The organism is Gluconacetobacter tumulicola (assembly GCF_014174215.1).
Classification (GTDB): domain Bacteria; phylum Pseudomonadota; class Alphaproteobacteria; order Acetobacterales; family Acetobacteraceae; genus Gluconacetobacter; species Gluconacetobacter tumulicola.
The window spans coordinates 1-25,209 of record NZ_JABEQL010000002.1; the positions used below are offsets into that span (position 1 = coordinate 1).

General features: G+C 61.3%; 19 protein-coding genes. 4 read left to right on the forward strand and 15 right to left on the reverse strand.

Going from position 1 to position 25,209, the window contains the following annotated elements:
• Positions 1–170: 170 nt before the first annotated feature.
• The 3 genes from exaC to HLH29_RS01410 all read right to left on the reverse strand — a co-directional run bounded on the left by exaC (position 171) and on the right by HLH29_RS01410 (position 3,998).
• The gene (exaC, locus tag HLH29_RS01400; protein ID WP_456305425.1) at positions 171–1,697 is read right to left on the reverse strand and encodes an acetaldehyde dehydrogenase ExaC; all 1,527 of its coding nucleotides are present in this window, start codon (positions 1,695–1,697) and stop codon (positions 171–173) included.
• 168 nt (positions 1,698–1,865) lie between these two features.
• Positions 1,866–2,759: a helix-turn-helix domain-containing protein gene (locus HLH29_RS01405; protein WP_246373614.1), complete on the reverse strand. Its 894-nt coding sequence runs from the start codon at positions 2,757–2,759 to the stop codon at positions 1,866–1,868.
• 453 nt (positions 2,760–3,212) lie between these two features.
• Positions 3,213–3,998: a sulfite exporter TauE/SafE family protein gene (locus tag HLH29_RS01410; protein ID WP_182964239.1), complete on the reverse strand. Its 786-nt coding sequence runs from the start codon at positions 3,996–3,998 to the stop codon at positions 3,213–3,215.
• Positions 3,999–4,274: 276 nt separating this feature from the next.
• On the opposite strand from HLH29_RS01410, the gene HLH29_RS01415 reads away from it, so the two are divergent.
• The 3 genes from HLH29_RS01415 to HLH29_RS01425 all read left to right on the forward strand — a co-directional run bounded on the left by HLH29_RS01415 (position 4,275) and on the right by HLH29_RS01425 (position 8,254).
• Positions 4,275–4,985, forward strand: a complete 711-nt coding sequence (locus tag HLH29_RS01415) for a ferric reductase-like transmembrane domain-containing protein (RefSeq protein WP_182964240.1) — start codon at positions 4,275–4,277, stop codon at positions 4,983–4,985.
• A complete protein-coding gene (locus tag HLH29_RS01420) occupies positions 4,982–5,362 on the forward strand; it encodes a cytochrome c3 family protein (RefSeq protein WP_182964241.1) in 381 nt (126 codons plus the stop codon). The genes HLH29_RS01415 and HLH29_RS01420 overlap by 4 nt, the downstream gene beginning before the upstream one ends.
• Before the next feature lie 429 nt (positions 5,363–5,791).
• On the forward strand, positions 5,792–8,254 hold the full coding sequence (locus HLH29_RS01425) for a TonB-dependent receptor (RefSeq protein ID WP_246373616.1): 2,463 nt from the start codon (positions 5,792–5,794) through the stop codon (positions 8,252–8,254).
• Between the two features lie 66 nt (positions 8,255–8,320).
• Here the strand turns inward: HLH29_RS01425 and HLH29_RS01430 are convergent, their stop codons facing one another.
• The 8 genes from HLH29_RS01430 to HLH29_RS01465 all read right to left on the reverse strand — a co-directional run bounded on the left by HLH29_RS01430 (position 8,321) and on the right by HLH29_RS01465 (position 18,180).
• Positions 8,321–9,853, reverse strand: coding sequence for a tetratricopeptide repeat-containing glycosyltransferase family protein (locus tag HLH29_RS01430; RefSeq protein WP_338030152.1), 1,533 nt, complete (start codon positions 9,851–9,853; stop codon positions 8,321–8,323).
• Positions 9,854–10,048: 195 nt separating this feature from the next.
• On the reverse strand, positions 10,049–11,146 hold the full coding sequence (locus HLH29_RS01435) for a flagellin (RefSeq protein ID WP_182964242.1): 1,098 nt from the start codon (positions 11,144–11,146) through the stop codon (positions 10,049–10,051).
• Positions 11,147–11,169: 23 nt separating this feature from the next.
• The gene (gene flgK / locus HLH29_RS01440) at positions 11,170–12,807 is read right to left on the reverse strand and encodes a flagellar hook-associated protein FlgK (protein ID WP_182964243.1); all 1,638 of its coding nucleotides are present in this window, start codon (positions 12,805–12,807) and stop codon (positions 11,170–11,172) included.
• A gap of 174 nt (positions 12,808–12,981) precedes the next feature.
• Positions 12,982–13,725: a flagellar hook-basal body complex protein gene (locus tag HLH29_RS01445; protein ID WP_182964244.1), complete on the reverse strand. Its 744-nt coding sequence runs from the start codon at positions 13,723–13,725 to the stop codon at positions 12,982–12,984.
• 203 nt (positions 13,726–13,928) lie between these two features.
• Positions 13,929–14,336 (reverse strand): flagellar basal body rod protein FlgC, encoded by a 408-nt coding sequence (flgC, locus tag HLH29_RS01450; protein WP_182964245.1) that lies wholly within the window; start codon positions 14,334–14,336, stop codon positions 13,929–13,931.
• A gap of 16 nt (positions 14,337–14,352) precedes the next feature.
• Positions 14,353–14,769 carry a flagellar basal body rod protein FlgB gene (locus HLH29_RS01455; protein WP_182964246.1) on the reverse strand — a complete coding sequence of 139 codons (417 nt, stop codon included), beginning with the start codon at positions 14,767–14,769 and terminating at the stop codon, positions 14,353–14,355.
• A gap of 319 nt (positions 14,770–15,088) precedes the next feature.
• Positions 15,089–17,380 carry a hypothetical protein gene (locus tag HLH29_RS01460; protein ID WP_338030153.1) on the reverse strand — a complete coding sequence of 764 codons (2,292 nt, stop codon included), beginning with the start codon at positions 17,378–17,380 and terminating at the stop codon, positions 15,089–15,091.
• A 551-nt stretch (positions 17,381–17,931) separates the two neighbouring features.
• Complete coding sequence (locus HLH29_RS01465; protein WP_182964248.1) at positions 17,932–18,180, reverse strand: hypothetical protein; 249 nt, start codon at positions 18,178–18,180, stop codon at positions 17,932–17,934.
• A gap of 628 nt (positions 18,181–18,808) precedes the next feature.
• On the opposite strand from HLH29_RS01465, the gene HLH29_RS01470 reads away from it, so the two are divergent.
• Positions 18,809–19,612, forward strand: coding sequence for a response regulator transcription factor (locus HLH29_RS01470; RefSeq protein WP_182964249.1), 804 nt, complete (start codon positions 18,809–18,811; stop codon positions 19,610–19,612).
• 181 nt (positions 19,613–19,793) lie between these two features.
• Here the strand turns inward: HLH29_RS01470 and HLH29_RS01475 are convergent, their stop codons facing one another.
• The 4 genes from HLH29_RS01475 to HLH29_RS01500 all read right to left on the reverse strand — a co-directional run bounded on the left by HLH29_RS01475 (position 19,794) and on the right by HLH29_RS01500 (position 25,202).
• Complete coding sequence (locus tag HLH29_RS01475; protein ID WP_182964250.1) at positions 19,794–20,561, reverse strand: flagellar hook assembly protein FlgD; 768 nt, start codon at positions 20,559–20,561, stop codon at positions 19,794–19,796.
• Between the two features lie 37 nt (positions 20,562–20,598).
• Complete coding sequence (locus HLH29_RS19395) at positions 20,599–23,055, reverse strand: hypothetical protein (RefSeq protein ID WP_220791326.1); 2,457 nt, start codon at positions 23,053–23,055, stop codon at positions 20,599–20,601.
• A 49-nt stretch (positions 23,056–23,104) separates the two neighbouring features.
• Positions 23,105–23,986 carry a flagellar motor stator protein MotA gene (gene motA, locus HLH29_RS01495; protein WP_182964254.1) on the reverse strand — a complete coding sequence of 294 codons (882 nt, stop codon included), beginning with the start codon at positions 23,984–23,986 and terminating at the stop codon, positions 23,105–23,107.
• Positions 23,987–24,110: 124 nt separating this feature from the next.
• Positions 24,111–25,202: a flagellar motor protein MotB gene (locus HLH29_RS01500; RefSeq protein ID WP_182964255.1), complete on the reverse strand. Its 1,092-nt coding sequence runs from the start codon at positions 25,200–25,202 to the stop codon at positions 24,111–24,113.
• Positions 25,203–25,209 lie beyond the last annotated feature (7 nt).

The window sequence follows — 25,209 nt, forward strand, 5'->3', positions numbered from 1 at the left end:
TCGCCGACCTCCTCGGTCTATCTGGTGCAGGCGCCGGGGGCGAGCAATCCGCGCAGCTATAGCCCCGCCGCGCCGATCGGTGGGTTTGGCGGCGTGCGCGTGACGTTCTGACACCTGCCCGCAGGCCGGGCGCCTGTCGGCACCCGGCTGCCCGTGCCGGTGGCGGGCTGTCAGAAGAACCCCAGTTTCTGCGGGGCGTAGCTGACCAGCAGGTTCTTGGTCTGCTGGTAGTGGTCGAGCATCATCCGGTGGTTTTCGCGGCCGATGCCGGACTGTTTGTAGCCGCCGAAGGCGGCATGCGCGGGATAGGCGTGGTAGCAGTTCGTCCAGACGCGGCCCGCCTTGATGGCGCGCCCGACGCGATAGGCGCGGGTGCCGTCGCGGGTCCAGATGCCCGCACCCAGGCCGAACAGCGTGTCGTTGGCGAGTTTTACCGCTTCGGCATCGTCGCGGAAGGTGGTGACGGAGACGACGGGGCCGAAGATCTCTTCCTGGAAGATCCGCATCCGGTTGTCGCCCTTGAAGACGGTGGGCTGGATGTAGCAGCCGTTCGCCAGGCTGCCGCCCAGATCGGCCCGGCCGCCGCCGATCAGTAGTTCCGCGCCTTCCTGCCGCCCGATGTCGATATAGGACAGGATCTTGTTCACCTGGTCGACCGATGCCTGGGCGCCGACCATGGTCGTGAGGTCCAGCGGGTTGCCCTGCTTGATCGCCGCGACCCGGCGCAGCGCGCGCTCCATGAACCGGTCGTATATCGATTCATGGATCAGGGCGCGCGAGGGGCAGGTGCAGACCTCGCCCTGGTTGAAGGCGAACAGGACGAAGCCTTCGATGGCCTTGTCGAAGAAATCGTCATCTTCGGCGGCGATGTCGGAAAAGAAGATGTTGGGAGATTTGCCGCCCAGTTCCAGCGTGGCGGGGATCAGATTGTCGGCCGCCGCGTGGGCGATCATCTTGCCGGTCGGTGTCGATCCGGTGAAGGCGATCTTGGCGATCCGGGTGTTGGAGGCCAGTGCCACGCCGGCTTCGCGCCCGAAGCCGTTGACGATGTTCAGCACGCCGGCGGGCAGGATGTCGGCGATCAGTTCGGCCAGGACCAGGATCGAGGCCGGGGTCTGCTCGGCCGGCTTCATGACCACGCAATTGCCCGCCGCGAGGGCCGGTGCCAGTTTCCAGGCGGCCATCAGCAGGGGGAAATTCCAGGGGATGATCTGGCCGACCACGCCCAGCGGCTCGTGGAAATGATAGGCGACGGTGTCGTGGTCGATCTCGGACAATGCGCCTTCCTGCGCGCGGATGCAGGAGGCGAAATAACGGAAATGGTCGACGCACAGGGGCAGGTCGGCGTTCAGCGTCTCGCGCAGCGGCTTGCCGTTGTCCCAGCTTTCGGCGCGGGCCAGCAGTTCCAGATTCTCGTCGATCCGGTCGGCGATGCGGTTGAGCAGCAGCGCGCGCTGGGCCGCGCTGGTCTCGCCCCAGGCGTCACGTGCGGCGTGGGCGGCGTCGAGCGCCCGTTCGACATCCTCGGCCCTGGAGCGCGCCACCCTGCACAGGATGCGTCCGTCGACGGGTGACGGATCGTCGAAATATTCCCCGCCGAAAGGGGGAACCCAGCGTCCGCCGATGAAATTGTCGTACTGCGCCTTGAACGGTGACGACATGTCGATTCGATGGCTTTCCAGCGAGTCCATGGTCATTCTCCTTCTTGGTCGCCGCGGATGAAGCGCGGTCAACGTTCGGAAGGGTGGCGATGGGGACTGGATTTGTCAGCCGGTCGCGGTCGGTATGCCGCCCGATCTGTCGCAGTTCCGCGACAGATCGGGGGATGGCCCTGGGATGGCGGCGCCAAGGGGCCTCAGGGGGCCTCAGTGGGCCTCGTGCCGCTTCAGCCGGCGATGCAGCGTGGCACGGCTGACGCCCAGTTCCCGCGCCGCCGCCGAGATGTTTCCGTTGCAGCGTTTCAGCACCCGTTGCAGGGCGGCATGGGCGGCGCGTCCGGGATCTTCATGGCCGGTATCCGACAGCAGGTCGGGCAGCGTCACGGGTTTGCCGGCGCGCAGGCCGAACAGGGCACGGGCGGCCTTGTTGGTGCCGACGATGACCTCGTTCTCGTCCAGGGCCAGGAGGGCCTGGGCCTCGTTGCCCAGCGAGATGATGCGATGGCCGGCGAAGGCTTCGCCGAACAGGCGGGTTTCGATCCGTCGGGCGGCGTCTTCGACCACCAGCGACAGGAAGGACAATGTCGACGTGTCGCAATCATTGCGGCATGAGGAAATGTCGATCCCGCCGATCGGGCTGCCCGCAGGGTCGTGGATCGGCGCCATGGTGCAACTGAGCCCCGCGTTGCGGGAAAAGAAATGCTGGTCGCGATGGATCGTCAGCACCCTGTCCTCGGCCAGGCAGGTGCCGATGCCGTTGGTGCCCTCGTGGGCTTCGTCCCATATCGCGCCCAGGTTCAGGCCCCAGGAGCTGAAGATCTCCTCGTCGCCAGCCATGCATCGCTGTTCGAGTGCGACGCCGTGCGCATCGCTGAGCAGCATGCAGAATCCGCCGCGGCGGACCGCCGAGGCCAGCCGGTCCAGAACGGGTTGGGCCGCGTGCAGGAGCAGCGCGCTGCGTTCGCGGGCCTCGCGGTAGGCCTGGGCGTCCAGGCGGTGCGGGGGGTCGTCATGGTTCGGGTTCAGGCCGTAATGACGGAGCGAGCGCGACCATGAGGCCGCGAGCGCCGAGCGGCCGGAGGCGGATTCGTCCTTCAGCATGCTGTAGATGCGATCCGCGTGATGGACATTCACTGACGCGTGATGATGATCGTCGAGTGATCTTGTTTTCGTCACTCTTGGCCTCTGCACTTCCGGCATATGTGTTATGCTTGAACGCTAATCATTTCCGGACCATCAGGGCAATCATGCCGTGTTCACAAACGCGCGGGACCGGGTCGCCGCGCCCTGTCCGGGGGCCATCGGGAAACCCATGTGGGCGGATGCGGTTCAATCGCCGTAGCGGTGGAAAGGTTGCGATATCCATGCGTGAACACGACCATGCGGGGCCCAGGCGGCCGATGCCGACCCCGGCTCCGGGGCCGTTCGATCCGAATGACCCGATTCCCGGTGATGTCCCGGACGAAGATCCGTTCGAACCCGACGATGATGACGAGGGGCCCGTCCTGTAATCGATCCGGCCCCGAAGACTGCTGAGGAACCGGACGGGCTCTCTCAGATCATGCGGATGCCGACGACGGTGAGTACGCCGGCGAGGACCGCGCGCTGGACATTCTCGCGGACCATGCCCACGAACAGGCTGCCCAGGATGATCCCGGGGATCGAGCCGACCAGCAGGGACAGCAGCATGCCGCCGTTGACCGAACCCAGGAGCCAGTGCCCCAGGCCGGCGACCAGCGTCAGCGGCACGGCATGCGCGATGTCGGCCGCGACGATCCGGGCGGTCGACAGCCGGGGATACAGGACCAGCAGGACCGTGACCCCGATGGCGCCTGCCCCGACCGATGACAGCGAGACCAGGAGGCCGAGCAGCGCCCCGACCGCGACCGTCAGGAGGTGGGTCTGGCGGTCGGACAGGCTGGCGGAGAAGCCGGCCAGGCGCTGCATGATGGCGGCGCGAAACAGGATGCAGGGCGCGGTCAGCAACAGGGCGACGCCCAGGCTGCGGGTGATCACATGCGTGGTGATCAGGGACGGGGCGCCCATCGTGTGGAGTAAGAGGAGCGCCAGGGCGGAAGCGGGGATGCTGCCGCTGGCCAGGCGGCGCACCACTTTCCAGTCCACTCCGCCGGAAAACCCATGCACGCCCGTGCCGACCGCCTTGGTGATGGCGGCGTAGAGCAGGTCGGTGCCCACCGCCGTCTGGGGATGCACGCCGAACAGCAGGATCAGCAGGGGCGTCATCAGCGATCCGCCGCCGACGCCGGTGAGGCCAACCAGAAACCCCACGCCCAGGCCGGACAGCGAATATAACGGCTGGATCGTGTCAATAAGCGTCATTACGGGAATTCCCGAGGTTAAAATCGTCATTTACGGTCGATATGCGGCAAACAGGTCGGCCTTCGAAGTGGGGTGCATCATAATGCGGTATTTCTTTTAATCAACGATCAAATATGGTGATAATGGTCCCCTGCCGATCCGGGGCGGGCATGAGCGCATGCTTGTCCGTCTTATTGTTTCGATGCCATTATCATTTGCGGCCGGCCGGAGCAGGGGGGGGGGACCTGGCGACGGACACATGAAGGCCGTATCGTTCCGGCGCGGGGGGGGGGGGCCGTGATCATTCTGCTTCCGCTGCTGGTGTTGGGCGGCCTGTTGGTCTCGGCCTTCTTCTCCGGGCTGGAACTGCCTGCCAACGGTCCGTTATGGGATATCGCCATGGCCTGCGGCTTCATGGCCTATGTGCTGGTGGCCTTTCTGTTTCTTCTGACCGGCCGCCCTCTGCGGATTCCCTTCAATGACGGCAAGTTCTTTGCCGTTGCGCACCGCCTGTTCGGATGCCTGGCGGGTGGGCTCGTCGTTCTGCATGTCGGCTTGTCCCTGTGGGCCGAACCGCTGACGGCCCGTTACCTGCTGCCAGGTGGCCCGGGATATATGCTGGCGGGACTTGCCGGGCTGTTGCTGGCCGCTCTGGCCGTCATTCCGTCCTTCCACGCCGTGCGGGGCCGGATCTGGCGGAAGGCGGTCCGCTTTCGGCAGGCGCATGGGGTGGTGGCGCTGGGCCTGCTCGGCATGGCCAGCTTTCACATCATGGGGGCGGGGCTGCATGTGCGGGGACGGAATCAGATGGTCACCATTGCGGTGATTGCCGGCTTCTGCGCCATCCTGCCGTGGATAGGGCGCCACGGAAGGTTGCCACGGCCTTCCGGGTATCGGCGGCGCAATACCGCGCCTGTCGCCGTCCGGCTGGCGGCAATGGCCGGTGGTGCCGCGCTGGGTGTCAGCATTGCCTATGGACTCTATTTCAGCCGGTGGCTGGCGCCATGAAGGGCTGGCTCCCCGCCTGCATGCTGGCCGCGGTCCTGGGCATCGGGGGCGGGGCGGTCTGGTGGTGCGAATCGGGTGTCAGCCGGGCGATGCCAATCCCGGTCGTGTTCATGCATCGCGACCATGCGGCTTATAATTGCGTGCAGTGTCATCATGACGTGCTGGAACCGGCACTGTCATCATCCCCCAAGCGGACATGCATCGGTTGTCACCGGACGCGGCCGGATCAGGTGGGCCTGGCATTGTCGACATTTCACGATTTCTGCGAAGGCTGCCATCTGGCGCGTCGTCGGGAGCATGCTACCGCCGGCCCGATCCGGCTATGCCATGATTGCCATGTCCCGCCGCACGGCAGCAAGGGACAGGATATTTTCTGAGCCGGGTGGCCGCCACGCGGGTTGGTGGGTCGTTGTTATCGTTTTATTCCCCGTAATAACAAGCGATGCCGGTTGCTGCATGCTCTGGCATTCGGATCGCATTGTACTGAGACCGGGGGCATGGTCGGCTGATCTGATCGAATTAAAATTACTATAAAACAAAAAGATAGATTGAAGTTCGTGGTTGGCCTGACGGTGGAATTCTGGAAGCCGCTGGGGAAGGGGCCCATATCGTGCTGGCCGATGGAGGCCCGGGACCATCAGCCGCTTGTTGCAACTTTGTCACGCGCAATGGATTTTTTGTTCTTTTTTAAAAATGAGTTTGAACAATTAATGAAATTTCTGACGCTCTCTATACAGAACCAGACTATTCGGTCAGTTTCCGCGAAAAATGGCCTGGGGGGGTCATATTTCATCAATGGAGATTGTATGACAAACTATATCAGATCGACGATGTTCGCTCTGGTGTCTTCGACTGTACTGTCGTCGGGGGCGTTGGCGCAGGAGATGGGCACTTCATCGGCGACAGGACAGGCGAACCCGGCCAAGGCCAAGGTCGAAGCGCGTCCGTCAATGCTTGGTGCGACGTCGCCGACCGACGAGCAGGTGGAGGTCACGGCCCATACCTATGGCGATGGCGTGACGCGCCGTGCACTGGGCGGCGGCCTGATGGTGAACCAGGACGCGCCGAAATCGATCTCCGAGGTGACACGCGATTTCATCGCCAAGCAGAACCCGGGCCAGAACCCGATGCAGTTGATCGCCCTGCTGCCGGGCGCCAACGTGTCGGATACCGACCCGCTGGGCATGACGGGCGGCCACATCTCGGTGCGCGGCCTGACCGAAAGCCAGATGGGCTTCACGCTGGAAGGCTTTCCGATCAACGATATCGGGAACTTCGCCGTCTATCCGCAGGAAATCGTCGATTCCGAGAACCTCCAGAGCATCCGTCTGGCGCAGGGTTCGGCCGATCTGGACAGCCCGCATATCAGCGCTTCGGGCGGTGTGGTCGACATGTACATGATCGATCCGAAGAAGCAGATGGGCGGCAAGATCGACATGTCCTACGGGTCGTTCAACGCCACCCGTGGCTTTGCGCGCTTCGATACCGGCTATATCGGCCATACCAATCTGCGCGCCTATTTCTCGTATTCCCAGGGGCGGCAGGACCATTGGCGCGGCCCCGGCTATGAGAACAAGAAGCACGGCGAAATGAAGATCGTGAACGACTGGGGGCAGGGCAATCGCATCTCGCTCGCGGTCGTGGGCAACTCGCTGCAGAACGATGCCTATCCCAGCGTCACCAAGGCGAGCTGGAACCAGTGGGGCTACGGGTTCGACAACCCGGTCGGCAGCAGCGGCCTGGCGAAGACCGATGCGCCGAACACGGTCTACGAGCGGCATTTCGTGCGGGGTGACAATAACTACTACAAGCTGCATCCGAATCCGTTCACCAACATCTACGCCAGCATGCCGTCGACCTTCACGCTGACGGACCACCTGACGCTGACGGAAACGCCTTATTTCTGGTATGGTTACGGCAACGGCGGTGGCGCCTATGCGACCAGCCTGACCGGTTACCAATATGGCGCGCATAAGATCGGCGGAACGATCGGCGGCCTCTCGTCCGGTTCGCCGCTGTTGTATAACCCGTCCTTGACGGAGACTTATCGTCCGGGTGCCACGACGAAGCTGACCTGGTCCTACGGGCCGAACCGGCTGATGATCGGCTACTGGTTCGAATATTCGAAGCAGCGCCAGACGGGCCCATATGCCCAGGTCGGGCCGGATGGAACGCCGCTGGATGTCTGGGGTGGTGGTCCGAACCTGGTGCTGAACAACGGGGTTACGGCGCAGTACCGTAACACGACTACGCAGACCGAGGTCCATACACCGTTCATCGGCGACAGCCTGTCGCTGCTGCACGACCGGCTGACGATCGACGCTGGACTGAAATATTCGATCGTGACGCGTCGCGGCACCAATTATTTGCCCGACGTCTCGCAGAAATATGTCAACACCGATTATGCCAAGGCCCTGCCGACGGCGGCCGTTCGCTACAAGATCAATAACGAAAACCAGGTCTTCGTCTCGGTGGCGACCAACTACCGTATGCCGACCAATTATGCGCTGTATGATTCGGGTGCGTATAATGTGGTTACGGGTTATTCGACCAAGGCCAGTCCCAACCAGCAGCCTGAAGTCTCGATTTCCGAGGAGGCCGGCTGGCGTTACCAGGGGAGCCTGATTTCCTCGTCGCTGACCTATTTCCATTATAACTTCACGGATCGTCTGTTCACCCAGACGCTCGTCGATCCGATTTCGGGTGCGTACTGGACGAGCAACGCCAATGGCGGCGGTGAGCATTCGGACGGTTTCGATTTCGAAATCGGCACCCGGCCGTTCCATAACATCCGTCCCTATGTGTCGGCTGAGTATCTGCATGCTGTGACGGACAGCAATCTGCAGTCTTCCTCGGGCAAGATTGTCGATTATCTGCCGACCAAGGGTAAGATCGCGCCGCAGGCTCCGCCGTGGCAGGTCGGGTTCGGCCTGGATTACGACGACGGCCACCGGTTCGGCAGCTTCAACCTGAAATATGTGGCGAAGCAATATTCGACGTTCATGAACGATCAGAAGATCCCGGGTTATACCCGCATGAACATTGCGGTCGGCTATCGCTTCAGCGATTTCGGCCTGATGAAGAGCCCGAGCATCCGCCTGAACCTGCAGAACATCACCGACAGCAAGAACCTGACCTGGATCAACAGCGTCCAGACCAATGCGACGGCGATGAAGGGGATCAACGGCAACCTGATTTCGGCCAAGGCCCCGACCTATTCGATCGGCATCCCGTTCTCGGCACTGGCGACCTTCAGCAGCGATTTCTGATCGTTGCAGTCGCTTTGGGGTCATGCCGTCGGCATGACCCTATCGGGTGAGATCCGGCGTGGTGGCTTATGCCATCGCGCCGGATTGCTTTTGAGGGATGGCGGAGTGCGCTGCGAGAACGCGCAGATCGGTGCATATGCGGCGGATCGGGTCCGACCAGTCGAGGGGTGCGGCCTGCTGGTACAGGCGCAGGCTGTCATACCAGGGGGAATCGGTGCGGCCGGAAAGCCAGCGCCAGCACTGATCGTAGCGGGACAGCATCCAGACCGGTTTCCCCAGTCCGGCCGCCACGTGAGCCGTCGAGGTATCGACGGCGATCACCAGATCCAGGGCCGCAACCATCGCGGCGGTATCGCTGAAATCCCGCAGCAGGGGCGTGTGGTCGATCAGATTCATCCCGGCGGGCGGGGTTCTGGCCTGCGCGGATTTGTCCCCGATCTGGAGACTGTAGAACAGGATGCCCGCATCTATGTCGGCAAGGGGTGCGAAAGTCGAAAGATCGGTCGAGCGCCGCCGGTTGGCAAGTTCGGCCGCCTGGATCTCGGGATGAGGAGCGCCCGCCCATACGAGGCCGACACGAAGGGCGTGCCGCCCGCTCGCGGCAACATCCTGATGGAGTCGTTCGCGCCAGAATGATGTTTTTTGGGCGTTGGCCCGAAGGAAGCCGCCGGCGGAAGGAATGGTTTCCAGAGTCGTGCCCAGCGCGAAAGGGAGGCTCAGAATCGGGCATTGAAGATCGTGCGGCGGTACCTCGTCATCTTCAGAAAAAAAGATCTGTTCGGGAAAGGATTGCCGGAGCAAGGTCAGCAATTCCTTTCTTGCCCGGACGATCACGCGCCCTCCGCGTTGCGCGGAAAATGGAATGAAACGGGAGAACTGGATCATGTCACCGAAGCCGCCTTCGGTATGGATCATGAGGTTAAGGTCTTGGAAATCCTCACCTTTCCATTGTGGTACGGTCATGCCGTAGCTGCGGGAACTGTGCGTTGTCCAACGCCATTCATATTCCCGAAAACCCGCCAGATAATCGCCATGCGACAATAGCGAGATGGCATAATTGGTGCGTGTCTTTGCGTTGTCGGGTGTGAGCTGTACGGCAACCTGATGAAATTTCTGCGCCAGGTCATGCGCGCCGCGATGGTCAAGGACCACGCCGAGATTGCTCAGGGCCAGGGCATGCGCCGGGTTCTGTTGCAGGCAGTTTCTGTAGGCCGCGGTCGCGTCGTCGTAGCGTTGCAGGTGCAGAAACGTATTGCCCAGGTTGGACCATGCATCGGGCTGGCTCGGGTCGAGCGCGAGAGAACGGGAGAGGACGGCACACGCATCGTCGAAACGGCTGAACTCGTTTAACAATCCGCCGTAATTGCTCAAAGTGATGGGATCGTCCGGGGTCGCTTCCAGTCGGGTCCGATAGGCGGCTGCGGCTTCATTCAGGCGTCCGGCGAGTTGGAGTGCTTCGCCACTTTCCTGGGGATGAAGCGTCTGTTCCGCGGAAGGCCCGATTGGTTGGGACATGACGTGCAAACCCTTATCGTCTTGTGAAGGGGGAAACCCGGCCGGGGATACGCGGGATTTTTCACGAGGCCGAACGTGCGGCACGATACCCGCCGGCCAATGGGGCAGGATGTACGCCGGGGCGATGAAAGCCCACAGAATACCGGATGTGTCCGGAAGGCATTTTTATGGACGCGGCTTGAGATCGATCCGCCACGTACGGGAGGGAAAAGCAGGATAACGGGCGCCTGCGATGGCAGATACGCGCTTGCGAGGAAGGTGCTGCGCCCGGAAAGGGTCTCAGATATAATTGGCTAGCGTCATGCCCTTCATATCGGCAACCAGCTTGTAGGAGGTTTCAAGCTGCAATTTGACGGCTGCCATCTGTGTGGCGACGACCGCAGGATCGGCGTCCATCGCGCCGCTAAGCTGATCTTCCAGCGCGGACCGGACACTGGTCAGCAAGCCCGATTGTGCCGTCAGACTGTTTTGTGTGGAACCGACCGCAGATTCCAGTTCGGTAAGCTGGCTGATGGTGGTTTGCAGGGACGAATAAAGCTGCTTGGCCATGTCGGAGAAGCCCGGTGTCGAGGATGACATGCCGCCCATGGCTGACGCCATCATCATGTCGCGCATCATGTCGCGAATGGGCGAACCCGTCGATGTTGACGACGCGGCGGATGTCGTCGAGCCTTGAGTTGCGACAACGCCGACATTCGTCGTCGAATTGCTATTCGTCGCGGTGACGCGTTGAAGGCTCCGGGCGGAATCGGGAGCAACGGACTGGGACGCCGAGAATACGCTGAGGGGATTGCTGGAGGAGGAATCGTTCGTTGCGGCGGCTGTCGTGGCCTGTTGCAGGACCGATGTCGCCCCCGCCATGTCGAGCGAACTGACGATGTTCGAGATCGTCGTTGCGAGCTTGCTGTTCGCGAGCGAGTCCGTGCCGGGGATTGTCGGCGTGCTGCTATCGGTTCCGGAAAAAACGTAGGTCGATCCGCTGGTCGTATTGAGGACGGTCTTCAGTGCCGTCAGGGAGCCTTTTGCCTGTTCGGCAACGGCTGCGACCGAACTGGTATCGCTCGTGCCCGAAATGCTCAGCAGGTTCGTTGCCATGGATTGCGCCTGGGAGACGAGCTGGGCCAGGGCGCTGGCCGTGACCGACAGATCGGTCTGGGCATTCGTGATGTTGGATTGCCAGGCCTGGATCTGGGTGAGTTTCGGCGTCAGGCTGATTGCCGTCGATCGTGTCGAACCTATCCCTGCGAATGTCGAGGCCAGCGTGCCGTTGCCGGCCTGCCAGGTCAGCGTTTCCTGCTGCACGGACATGGACTTGATGCCCGCGGCAAGGATCAGTGATGCAGCGCCACCGCCATATTGATTGATTGCCGAGCTCATCTGTTCCCTATCCCTATCCTGCGTTAATTGATGGCGTTCAGAAGCGCGGTAAACATCGTCTGCACTGTGGATACGATCTTGGCGTTCGCCGTGTAGGCGTTCTGCAAGGCAACGACCTTCGCCAGTTCGTCGTTGACGTTGACGCCCGATACATCGGCAACTTTTGCCTGCAGGACGGTCTGGACCGAGGTGCTGGCTGCCAGGCTGTTGCTGTTTGCTGCAATGGTCGCACCCTGGTCCGATGTCAGCGCGGTGGCCAGTTGGAGCAGCCCTTGATTCCCGGTGTACCCGATTGAGATATTCCCGGTTGAGCCGAGATTGTCCGTCGGTGCTTCGAGATCCGAGCCGCCCGAACTTGTCGGGCCGGTGACATATTGGGCGCTGGTGCCGAATGTCTGGCTGAGTACATTCTGGATGACTGTCGTATCGCCAATCGTCGTGCCGCCGCTTGCCGTGCTCGTCGACAGGAGAGACGGGCTGCTCACATACGTTGTGTTGACGCTGACTGCCGACGAAAGGCCCACAATACCGGGAGGCGTGGCTGGAGCCGTCGATGGAGGATTGGCCGGATTTGAAAGATTGCTATGGGCGGTCGCCAGATAGCTGGATGGGTCGGTCGAGCTGGCACTGTTCGTGAACAGGGAAAGACCCGCGCTATTGAAGCGGTTGATCAGCGTATAGGAAAACGAGTCCAGCTGCGCCTGCATCTTCGGATACGTCACGTCGCGCAGGGTAATATTCGCGCCGAGCGTGCCGCCGGTCAGATGCGTGGTGATGTCCTGTCCTGCCAGCATGATGCCGGGAATCGGTGACGTGCTGCTCGTCGGATCGTAGCTCATATCCGGCGTAATGGTCACGTTGCCGGTACTCAGCGGCCAGGTGGTGGAAGGGAGCTTCCGTGTACTGTCGTTCTGTCCGATCTGGTCGGGGCGGGTCGGAAGCTCCGTGCCGTCCGCGGTCCGGACGACCATGTCGCCGTTTGGCGTCTTGGAGAACGTGACCGAAAGATTCGACGACAGGTCGGACATGACCCCGAGGCGCTGGTTTTCAAGATCGGCGGTGTCGGAGCCGAGCGCCTTGAGCTTTATGATCTGCTGCGAGAGAGCGCCAATCTGCGTCAGGTCGGAATTGATCGACGGGATGGTCGCGGCGATGCTGTCTTCCGCATTCTGGCGCTGGGTTGTGTAAGTCGATGCCAGTGTGTGGATCGTATCCGTCAGGGACTGGGCGCTCGTCACCACGGCCGTTTGCGAAATACTCTGTAGCGGTGTGGAAATCAATGACGTCAAGGCGCTTTGCACGTTGCCCAGTTGGTCGGTCAGCGTATTGGTGGTGCCGGAAACGGCGTCCGTCGAAGCCGCTGCGGTCGTGCCCTGGACCGCCGAGACCGCGGCCAGCGAATTGTCCATCGTGGTGTAGGAAGAGACCTGAGCATTCTGCGCATACAGCGCGGATTGCAATGCCTGATTGATATTGAGTTGCGTCGCGCCGATATGGACACCATTGCCCGTGCCGCTCGTGACGGCACTCGTGACGGTGGCCGTCTCGCTCACATAGCCTGCCGTGCTCTGGTTCGAAACGTTCTGGGATGTGACTGAATATTGGTATTCAATCGCATTCAGTTCGCTGGTGGCTATCGAGAGAGAGGATAACAGACTCATCGTTCCAAGTTTCCTGTACCTAGCCACCGTCCATGGAGCATACGCGTTTGCCGCCAGAAGCAGGACGGACCCCGAGACTATGTTATGGATTTGTTATCCATTAATGGTTTCTAAAAGGTTACTCGCTGTGCCGCACTTGGAACAGGAAGTGGCCTTTCTTCAAAACGGTCGGTCTCAGACTGACGGCTCGGCTGTGATCTTGTCGACCGCGTTCATGTTGCGTGTCGACTCGGTCTGTATAAGCTGGAACGTCAGGTCGTAGTCGCGCTGGATTTCGACCATTCTCGTCGTTTCCGAGACGGCATTGACGTTGCTCGATTCCAGCATGGCCTGCCGGATTTCCGGACGGGCGACCGTGTGGGTCTGGGTGGTCGGCCGAAGAAGAAAATGACCTTCGGGAATCAAGGTCTGGGTATTGTCGACCGTCACCAGTCCCATCATCCCGATGACGCCGTTCTGGGTGGATATGGTCCCGTCAGCGGAGACCGACAGCAGGTCTTCTTCGTTCTGCAGAACCAGATTCCGGCCGGTATTGTCCAGAACGGGATTGCCCGACCCGTCGACGATCGTACCGTCCATGCGGCGATGGAACGCGCCGTTGCGCGTCAGCCTGATCCCTTGCGTCGTGCGGACGGTAAAATAGCCTTCGCCGTTGATGGCGAAATCGGTCAGGTTTCCGGTCTGCCGAAGGGAACCCTGAAGCTGGTCGCGATAGGTCGCCTGATCCTGCGAGTAGGATTCCTGCTTGTCGCCCGGCAGCGTGTTCGGCCCCTTCTGTTTGACAAGATATTCGGAAAACAGCTGCCTGTTCGCCTTGTAGCCATCCGTATTGGCATTGGCGAGGTTATTGGCCGTCACGTCCAGAGCGCGCATCAATGTATCGACGCGAGACAGGGCAATATAGATCGTATTGTCCAATGTCGTTCTCCAGAAGGAACCGGGCGAGTGCGGTCAGGCCAGCGCCCATCCACTCATTTCATCAGCCTGTCCCGCCGAGGGGAAATAGCTGTAAAGCATGCATGCCCAGATTAACGAACTGTTCATGCAACAGCAACAGGCGAGACCAATCGACCGGAATGCCCTCTTCCCGCGGGGTAATGTCACCGCCGGTCCGCCCCGCCTTATTTCATCAGGTTGATCGTGCGCGTCATCATGGACCGCGTGATCTGCATGGTATTGAGGTTGGCCTCGTACGAACGTTGCGCTTCGTGTGTGTCCATGATTTCGACCATCGCGTTCACATTCGGCATCTTGACCAGGCCGTTGGTGTCGGCAGCCGGATGCGATGGATCGTACCGCGTTTCGAAAGGGGTCTGGTCCTGCCCGACCTCCTTGATGTCCACGCTGGAAACGCCGGAGGTACGATTCAGGACTTCCTTGAACGTGACCGTCTTGCGGCGATAGGGGTCCGATCCGGCTGTCGCGCCGGTGGTTTCCTTGTTGGCGAGGTTTTCGGCCGCTATCTGAAGGCGTTTTGCCTGCGCGCGCATTCCGGCGGCAGAGATGCCCACTGTGTCGGAAAAATCCATGATAGACCTCGTGCGATTAGGCTGAGGGTGAGCCGAGGGCTATCGAGAACATCGACATATAGACACTGTAGGCATTCGTCGCGAGACGTTGCTGGTCATTGGTATCCGCGATCTTTTCCAGTTCGCCTTCGATATTGACCTGGTTTCCGTCGATGGACGTATTGATCCCGGTCCGTGTCGCACTGCCGCCGCTGTTGCGGCCGGTCAGATGACCGGGCTCGGTCTGTGCCAGCGTCATGGCCATCTGGTTTTGCAGTACACCCTGAAACGACGTGGTGTCCTTGGGGACATAGCCCGGCGTGTTTGCGTTGGCGACATTGCCTGCCAGAACGGACTCGCGGTTCTGCAGCCATTGCAGGCGGCGCCCGGCCAAGTCCAGCACATCGGTGCCATTATGGGCCTGGGATATCTGGGATGACAATGCTTCCAGCATACGCTGTCTATTCCGCTGGTTTCTGTTTGCGCCCGACCTGTGGCGCATGCTCTCCGTATATAGGGCGTATCGGGGCCTGAATAGCGTGCGCTTGTGGCGCGAGCGCAGTTTTTTTTGGAGTGTGGCAATCTGCGCGACACGTGCCCGATGTAAGGCCTAGTTCGGCCTTCATGAGCGGTGGAGTGGAGGGCGACGGGCGCGAGGTAACCCGATGCCCGCCGTGGAAACTGGCCGAGCGACTGACTTTCCAGGTTGCCTTTCGGGTGCGGACCGAAACCGCGTGTCGGACTCCTGCCCGCGCACATTTTCGGCCGGGTTCTCAGAGGGGGGCGGATGTCTGCGAAGCCGTCAGCGCGGCGCCCGACGGCTTGGTCAGCAGTTTGAACATGCGTCCTCGATCCCCGTCCGAAATCCGGTCACCGACGCGATCGGCAACCCAGCCCAACAGGCGTTGATCGGATGCCTGAGAAGCATCCGATGCCAGGCGGAGGGCGAGAATCTGCTGGCTTTCCGTCAATGGGCCGGTCGGTGGGATAATGTCATCGGCCATTTTGCGTATATCGCCGGCAGCGGCCGCCCATTCCCCTTTCTCTTCATGGATGCGAGCGGTGAGGTCGAGAGCGGAAGCGTTCGGGCTATTGTGCAGAAGGGAGAGGGCCTTGGCCTGGTCGCCCGTTGCCAGGGCGACGCGGGCGGCGATCACCTGCCTTGCGGTCCTGATATCGTCAGGAAGAGAAGGATTGTCCGTGATCGCCAACGCTTGGGCCGCATCCTGGGGAAGCTTTCTTTCGATATCAGTTTCCGCCAGCGCCGCGCCTGCCATTGCGCGAAGATCGGGGGCGGTGAGCATGGGGATTGCATCGGAAAATGCCTGGGCGGCATCATCCGGCAGGCCGAGGGCGAGAAGCATCCTGCCGTAGGAGACGAGGACGTTACCCTTTTGTGCGCCCGGCGGCAGATCGGGCAGATGGACCTTCAGCATCGCCGTGTCGTGCAGAAGACTTTTCTTATCCGATCCGGGGGAAGAGGAATCGGCAAGGCCTGTGAGGGCCTGGGACACCAGCGGCGCCACCATGTTCTTCGACGCCATGTCGGGATATGTGCGAGCCGCGTCGATTGCCTGGAGTGCGTCGCTCCAATTATGCGTCTGCATATAAGCGTCGGCCTGCATCAGGCGAACCGTGGCCTCGCGCCCGGCCAATCGCGCGTCAGGCATCATGGTGTTAAAGATCTCGGCGGCCGCGTCAGGCTTGATGCGGCCATCAGCGAGTTCGAACGACGTTTTCTGTTCGAGCGCCTTCTCGGCGACCTGGGGGTTGGGGTCGTCGGCAAGTTTCTGGAATGACGCATAGGCAATGTCTCGCTTGCCGGAGCGCATCTGCCTGAATGCGTTGGCAAGCTGATAGCGTGATCCGGGGGGCAGGTCGTCCAGCACCGCGAGATCCTCCGGTGTGCCGTAACGGCCGATTTCCTCTGCGGCTGCCGGCAGAAGCGCATCACGAATCGGGGCCGGGTAGGATTTTAACCGCCCGAAATCCAAGGCCAATTGATGTGCCGCAGTCGCATCGTTCTCGCCGATGGCGGCGAGATAGAGCCCCTGCCAGAGCTGAGTTGCGCGCTTTTGGCTGCTCGGCCACGGGCCGTTGAGCATCGAGGCGCCGTCCATCGTGCCGCACAGCAGTTCCGATGCGGCCAGAAGGAACCTCACGTCGGGCAGGGCGGCCTCTTCAGGGTCGTCCTGGAGGGCGACGGTCAGGATGCCGCGGGCCTCGACAAAGGCACCGAGGTTGAAGGCGGCCTTGGCTGCGTCCAGTCGCCGCGTGAATCGATGGAACGGATCCGAGTCCGCGGCGGCGAGAAGAGAGGTGCGATAGCGCTGGATCAGGGCATCAACAGGCAGGTTCTGCAGCCCCAGCCATTTCAGATCGACATCGTTGGCATAAATGGCTCTGCCATGATCGGGAAAGGCCCTGCCGTCTTCGGTCAGGAGGATGCCGTTAGGGACGGGTTTCAGATCGATGCGCGGAGAGTGGGCCGCGATTACGATACCTTCCGTTGTCGGCCAGACGTCATAGCCATCGCCGTTCCGCAAGGAGAGAATGCCGCCATCATCCATGGCTGACGTGCCGACCAATAGCCGATCGCCGGATGCGGGGTCCGAGATTGAGAGCACGCGGCCGGACCGGCGCATCGGGTACAGGACGCCACTGTCGGTATATTGCGGATTGATGACGCGTCTATCGTCGTAATCACCGCCCGGAGGAGGTTTGTCACCCAGTACCCATCCTTCCGCCTGCTGTGAAAGATAGAGGCGCCGTGTGTCCGGAAGACGGACCTGGATCAGCGTCGCATCGGGAAGGGTATTCACGGACAGCGTCGAGAAAATGCCGTCGCCACGCAGGGCGCTGGTATCCATCGGTTCAGCATTGTCGATGACAATGATGAACCTGTCGCCGCTCTGGAAGGCGGCGATCCCCATGCGCGGCGGCACCGGGAGTAGAATACGATTGGTGGACGCCACGCCCGGCTGGGAATCCCCGCCACCTAGCTGGAGCGTGTTCGTCGATGGCACCCGGGATGCCTCTTTCATGCCATTCTTGCCGGTGGTCACGCCACTGGAGGGCGTCGCCGCAGGCGATTGGGGGGCGCCCAGGATCGTTGCCCGCCAGGAAGAGGGCAGCCCCTTGAGCAGGATCGAATCAGGCAGTTCGACGTCCCGCGACGGGTCCGGTGTTGCGTTCGCGGCCGGCGTGGGAGGAGCCGGAAGCGGTTTTGAAGGTGAAGTTGCGGTTCGGGAGGTATGGCGAGGTGCTGCCCGGTGCGATTCTGCCGCCATGGTGGACGTAATGGCGGAACAGGACAGACAAGCGAAGACTGAAAGCGTGACACAGTGTCTTACGCGGGGAGGTCTGCTGAAAGGCACGTGTCTTTAATCCTGACGGGGCTCATATCCCCGTTGTCTCGAGGTCATCGTCTCTGAACGGATCTTCATCGCTGATGTCTGCGAAGACAGGATTGCAGTGGCCATGTCGTCGGACGGGAAGCTGTGGATCGGTCGGAAAAGAAAAGAGCCGGGCAGCGCGCATCTGCCAGCAGGCCGACCATACGAACTGGCGTACGAAAAGGCATGCTTGCGGAAATGTGCCGCCCGACCGCGGTCGATCAGGCGAAGAGATCAACGGCGCTCGCGGTCGCGGATTCCTTCTTGTTCGTCGTGCCAGTGGGCACGATCTGGCCGCTGGCATCGAACTTCATGGATGAAGACGAACCATCGATACTGCTGGAGGTGATAGCGATGCCTGTCGCCGCTGCATGTCCGGGGCGGGCGCCGTGATAGGCGGCTTGAGAGGCCGCCGAGGTCATCTGACGGAGGCTGGACGCGAGAAGCGAGGCAGCCGTGGTGTCAACCATTTCGTTATCCTTCAAAACCAGAAAGCAGAATAAATAAGGGCCGAAACGTGGCCGCGGGATATTTCAATTCTGGAACCTGCCGGTTCCCCACTATCATGTCATAGAGTCCGTTCAGGACCGGCCAGGGCAGATTTCCCTGATAGGCGTTCTCTCTCAGACAAATCGCATCTTTCCCGGACCCAATCCAGATATGTGGCCGCGCCCCCCGGCTTTCGTTTCGAGGAAGCGCGGTATGAAGGCTACAGAAATGATTCCGTCATATCTTATAATATAACCGAACTATGCTCCGTTCAGTTTATGAGATAGATCCGACTTCGCCAAGGTGCTTTTTTCCTTTTCAGGTCTTGTCACCGGCCTTTAACGGATGAAGCGCCTGTGCAGGCGCCGCCGTCTGTGGCAGGTATGTAAAGACTTGAGGTCAGGGTGGCTTTCTATCGATGATAACGCTGCTATCACGGAGCGTCGGCCCTTGACACTTTCAGCCATATAGGGATTTTTAGACGCTCGATCCATTCCGGAATTGAACAGGCATCCCTTCCTGGTGGGAATAGAAAAAATAGATAGAGGACAAGTATAGTCCTGTATTCCTTCGCGATTAGCGACCATACACTTTTTGGCGGAAGTAGATATGCGCGTACTTTGCGTTGGCGAAGATTCGGGTCGGAATGACGGTCGACCCTACGAGGGATTGTCCAAGGCGGCGGTGGGCGGATCGGTCTCGATAACGACATCTGGTTCCGCTGGGGTTGTGGAAACGTTGCGGCGGTCCCATTACGATATCGTCGTCATCCAGCAGACGACGCCGGACATGAAGCTGTTGCGTCATATCCGGAACAGCCGTGTTCCGACGCCGGTCATGGTCATTGCCCGGACGTCCACCCCGTCGGAGGTGGCGGAGTTGCTGTCCACGGGTGCCGATGATTGTGTGTCGGCTTCGGTCGATCCCGCGGAGCTCCTGGCCCGGCTGCGTGCTATCGTCAGACGAGTCAGCGGACATGACAGCCTGACTCTGCATATCGGCCGCTTGACGGTTGGGGTCGACAGGCGAGAGGTCCATGTCGACTCCAAGCCTGTGCCCTTGACGCGCAGGGAATATGATCTTGTGGAATTGCTGGCCCTGCGCAAGACACAGGTTCTGAGCAAGGAGACGGTTCTGGATAGCTTGTATGCCGGAGAGAGCGAGCCCTACGGCAAGGTTATCGACGTTATGATCTGTAAGATACGTAAGAAAATGCGTAATTTCGGTATTGATGAGCCGTTTACGACGCTGTGGGGGATTGGCTATCGCCTGAATGAGGTGGCTTTTACCCCGCTGGGAGCAAAGGCAAGCGTCACCGAAAGCAGGACTGACCGGCAGGCGAAGGAATCCTGTATCCCGGTCATGTCGGGGATCAACATTCTGAATTCTTCGACGACGCTGGACCTTGTCTGATTCCATGTCCTGATCTGCCCCGGAGTGCCGGGGTCAGGTCCGGGCGGCTGGCACGATCTCAAAACCGTACTACGCAAGGCCGGAAAATCCGGCGCAGGTGCATCGCTGACGCTATGCTGCCCCAGACCGGTATCAGGGCAGGGCTGCTCCTCCTGGCCCTGATGCCGGAGGAGCAGTATTGTCAGGAACTGGCGCTGTTCGCGCTGGTGCTGCCCGTCCTCGTTCCGGAAGAGATGTTGGTAATATCGGACATCGGGATAGTGGCTTTGCCCATCTCGACTTCCATGTCGGAAGCGCCTTTTTGTATGCCGGTGATCGTGCCGGTGACAGTGAAGGGCAGGCTGGATGTGGTGCCCGAGGAACTGATCGTCTGGACAGAAACGCTATAGGCGCCATCGGACAACTGGTTGCCGTTATTGTCCGTTCCGTCCCACGTCCAGGTATTGGTGCCACTGGAGGCGGTGGCGACAACATCCTTGACAATGGTGCCGGCGGAGTTGGCCACGGCGATGGCGACGGTGGACCCGGATGTGCCCGAGAAACTGAGCGAGGCGGAGCTGCTTTGAAGCGGCAGCGTCGTTGTGTTCGCGGTTGCCTTCTGGCCGACCAGGTTGGAGTCGTTGCTCATCTGCCCGCTTTCATTCAGCGAAATCAGTGAGCCGAGCTTCGAGTTCGTCTCGACCTGCTGTTCCACCCCGGCAAATTGCGCGAGTTCCGACGTAAAGGTGTCGGTATTCATCGGGCTGCTCGGGTCCTGATTCTTCAACTGCGTGGTCAGAAGGGACAGGAAGGTGGTGTAGTTATTGGCCAGAGAGGACAGGGCCGATGTTGCGGTGCCGCTGCTTGAACTCGAACTGCCGGAAGAAGACGTGTTCGCAGCACTCTTGGCGGCGGCTTCTGCTGCCTGGATAAGCTGGGCCTCGTTGCTGACACTCGATGTCGTCGTCATTTGCCTGTTCCCTTTCTCTCCGCGACAGCCATCGGGGTCATGCGGTAATGTTGATGCCGCTTCCGGCATATGGACCGGAAGATCTTCTGGAATGTGAACCGTCTTGCGTCTCGGCATCACCTGTTGCCGGGGCGGAGATCACGCCATCGGCGCGCCAGGTGCTTCCACCATAGGTTTGCTGACCATTCTGTCCAGAACTGCTGCCGGACATGTTGCCCGAAAAATTGCTATTATAGGCTGTGCCGTCAGCATTCTGATTTTGGCCCTGGTTCTGAAAATCGTGGTTGCTGCTGCTGGCAGCGACAACGTCAATTTTCAGGTTGCTCACGTCCACACCGGCAGCGGTGAGTGCCGCGACCAGTTCATGCTTGTTGTCGGCCAGGTGGCGTGCCGTCCCAAGGTCTTCGCTTTGGAGAACCACGCCGGTTGTCAGGCCGTCCGTTCCTTCGAGGCGCACATGAACGGGTGTGGAATCGTCGGTCAGAATGGTCATGGAAAGAGATGTCGATCCGTCAGCGGATTGCGCCATGATCGAGGGTGAGACGGTCTGCCCGTCCGTTCCATGCGACGCGCCGGCCGCCTTCTGGGTCTGCTCCGCGCGGCTTGCCGATGCCGCGTCGTTCAACATGGCCGCAAAGGAACTGGACGGGGAGACGCCTGGGGCCAAATTGAGGCCGGTCGCCATCTGCAGGTCAGTCTGGGAACTCGTCCTCTCCTGATTGCCATCAGCGGAATCGGAATGTCCCATCATGCTGCCATGGGCGCCTGACTGCGCGAGGGAATCGTTTGTAGCGTCGGGGAGGGGCGCGAGGCCAGAGGTGGGGGATGCCGGCTTGTCGGTCGACAGCGCTGGCGCTGGGGGCGAGGCGCGGCGTTGATCAGTCTGATTCGCCGAAGCGGTCTGCCGGAGCGAAGGGGCCGACGTGCTGGCAGCGGACGCGGTCATGGCGGTCTCGGCCGCTTTCAGGACCGAAGGCGCGTCCTGCGACGCGTGGCTTTCGTCCTTTGCCGCTTTCGCGGTGGTCGGGAACGACGATTGCGCTGCCGCTGTTGTCGGGACTGTTCCTGTGCCTCCAGCCTGGCTGACGCCGCCTGTCCCGCCTGCCGGCGATAGCGCCACGGTGGAGGCCAGGATCTGCGTGCTGCCAGGCGTCTGTGCCGAGACGGCCGAATTGTTCTGGTCGGTCGCCGGCCCTGGCTGAGATGAGACGAACACTCGGACATGCTGGCTGTCGGACGTCTGCCCCGAGGGGGGCATGGGCGTATTCTGGCCGCGCGCCGATATCGTTCCTGCTGCTGGCTGTGAGCCGGCGCCTGCCAGGATCTGCGTGCTGCCAGGCGTCTGTGTCGAGACGACCGAATTGTTCTGGTCGGTCGCCGGCCCTGGCTGCGATGAGACGGACACTCGGACATGCTGGCTGTCGGACGTCTGCCCCGAGGGGGGCACGGGCGTATTCTGGCCGCGCGTCGATATCGTTCCTGCTGCTGGCTGTGAGCCGGCGCCTGCCAGGATCTGCGTGCTGCCAGGCGTCTGTGTCGAGACGACCGAATTGTTCTGGTCGGTCGCCGGCCCTGGCTGCGATGAGACGGACACTCGGACATGCTGGCTGTCGGGCGTCTGCCCCGAGGGGGGCATGGGCGTATTCTGGCCGCGCGCCGATATCGTTCCTGCTGCTGGCTGTGAGCCGGCGCCTGCCAGGATCTGCGTGCTGTCAGGCGTCTGTGTCGCCGTGGCCGTGGGGGTGTCCTGGCCGGCCATGGCCTGCTGGCCACCTGGGAGCTGGGTCAGGGCAGTCGCGAAGGTGTTCTGGTCGGTTGTCGTTGGGCCGCCCGGAGCCACGATGTCGGCTTGGAGAACCGACGAGGCCGTCGGTGCCTGCTGGAGTGCGGTCTCGGCCGTGGTGGAAGGCAAGGACGCCGGGTTCGCTGTTGCGGACGTGTCCGCATGGCCGACCGCACCGTCCTGGCCCTGTGACGCCAAAGAAGGAAGGCCCTGCTGAATCCCGAGGACCTGGGACAGGATATCCGTGAGCTGGCTCTGGGTTGTCAGGTCGGCTTGCGTGGTGGCATCGCTGGTTGAGGTGTCCGAACCGGATGCGGCCTTTTTTGCCGGGCTCGACGCAGAGGGATCGATCGTGGCATCGACCGTCTGGACAGTTGGTGCAGAGACCGTGTCCGTGGCCGGTGGCGGGGCGGTGTTCTGGGGCGCCGAATGTCTGGCAGGGCTGTCGGTCGGGTCCTTGGAGGCGGTTTGGGAAGCGTGCGCAGCCGCATCGTGAACGTCCGTGCGGTCGCTCCGTGAGCCGTTGGCCTGCTCGTCGTGCGCGGTCTTGAGATGGGCGTCGAAGGAGCCCTGCCTATTGGGGGGGCGCCGTGTTGCATGGGACTGTGCGGCCGCTGTTCCGGAGATCGCGGTGCCAGGGGAAACCGGCAGGAGCGAACTGGATGACGAAGAAGAGAGCGCCTGACCCGTTTTCGCCGAAACTTTCGACATTGTAATACTCATTCGGACGCCCCGTGTTTCCTGTCGCTATTCCGCTCCGTCAGGCCGCGGCAGCCGTCGATGGCTGCGACACGGATAATGCCGTATCGAGTTCGCTAAACGAAGGCATAAAAGCAGGTGGAATATCCTTACGCCCGATTTCGGCACTGACCTGAGGCGGATTGCCCTGGAGATGCGCCACTAAGACAACCCGAATGATGTCCTGGTAGCGGCCATCCTGCGTTATCACAGCCCGCATGCGGGCCGCCAGAGGGGCGACGACGCCATAAGACAGCAGCACGCCGAGAAAGGTGCCGACGAGGGCGCCGGCGATCATTTCGCCCAGGACGGCCGGCGGCTTGCTGATCGAGGACATCGTCTTGATAACGCCCAGAACTGCAGCCACGATGCCAAGCGCCGGCAGGGCGTCTGCTATGCTCGACAGGCATTCCGCGATATGCAGCTTCTCGGTCAGATTCTTCTTCAGCTCGCGGGACATGACGTCGTCAAGCTGATAGGCATCGTCGAGATTGAGGCTGACCAGCCGCAGATAGTCGCAAATCAGGTTGCGGGTTTCCAGATCGTCACGAATGGTGGGCGATTGCGCGAAAATGCTGCTTTCGGTCGGATTTTCGACATGCTCCTCGAGCGCCATGCTTCCCTTCGCATGGGCTAGGCGCATGAATCGGAACAGCGTGACCAGAAGGTCGAGATAGGCCGTCTTGTCGTAACGGGGGCCCTTCAGCGTCAGCTTCAGATCATGGGGAAGCTTTTTGAGCGCGTCGGCGGAATTTGCCATCGCGAAGATGCCGGCCGCCGAGCCCATGATGGTCAGCAATTCGAAAGGCATGGAGGCGAGCAGAGGGGCCAAGACACCCCCGGAGGCCACGAACGAGCCGAAGACGCAGAGCAGCGCAAAGACGAGGCCCCCGATGAAGAGCATTGAGTTGTCTCCGTTTTCACCCATATGTGCCGGCCGGCATGCGCCGGTCGCGGTCGTGTGCAGTTCTCTATGCCCGGCGAGAAACCGAGGTCCTTGGGGCCTGTTCTGATTTCGCCGGGGGGCGCTATTCCGGCCGTGCCGCTCCGGATGTCTGTTGGTTCATGGCGGTACCGGCAGGGCCGGCCGGCACGGTGCCGGTCGTGTTCGGCAAGGGAACGATGGGAGGTGCCGCGTCTGCGTACAGCTTGTGCATGACAATCACGATTCGTCGGTTCGCTGCCGCCGACGGAGTCGAGGGAATGGCCAGCGACCGGTCGGCTCTTCCGGATACGTCGAGGATATTGGTGTCCGGATAACCAGCCTTGACCAGTGCCTCCCTGGCGTAATCCGCACGCAGCGCGGATAGGGTCCAGTTGGACATGCTCCAGTTCCTGCCGGCGCGGTAAGTGTCGGCGTCGGTATAGCCGATGATCGAAATACGTTCCGGCATGGGGGCGAGCCATCTGGCGATTTCGGCCAGCATCTGTCGGCCCATGCGGTTGGGCGCGGGAGATCCGGAATCGAACATCGGCGTGTTGTTCGCATCCCGAAGCTCGATCCGGATGTCGTTTCGGCTGAAACTGACAGCAACGTTGGGGGTCGCGTTGTGCAAAGCGGGGTTTTGCCGGATGGCCTGCCGAAGGCTGGATGCCATATGTTCGATTTTGCCCTGTTCGTCGGCCGCATCGTTGGCGCCGACATACGCCGTGTTCTGGCCGCCACCGCTCTCGGGCCCGCCGATCGGGATGATGGTGGGGGCCTGTGGGATAAATTGTGTCCTGATCCCGTAGGTGATGTCGTCGGGAGAGCCGCCCCGCGTGGACGTGACGGGGTTCCGTTCGGCGCCGTGCTTTCCGGATTGCGGTGCGTTCAGGGATGCGTCGTCCTTGATCAGCTTGAATGACTTTCCCTCCGTGAGAGGGGAGGGCGCGGTGTCGAGCGCCCCATCCGTTGGTGGCACAATGGTCTTCGTATCCGCCATGGGATTGAAGAACTGCGCGATGCCTTTGCGTTGCTCGTCCGTTGTCGCATTGAGGAGCCACATGACAAGAAAGAACGCCATCATGGCCGTCATGAAGTCGGCGTAGGCGATCTTCCACGCTCCCCCATGATGGCTCTGCGTATCGGACTCTTCGCTACGCCTGATGAGGATGGGAGCTTTGTTGTTTCTCGCCATGAGGGAT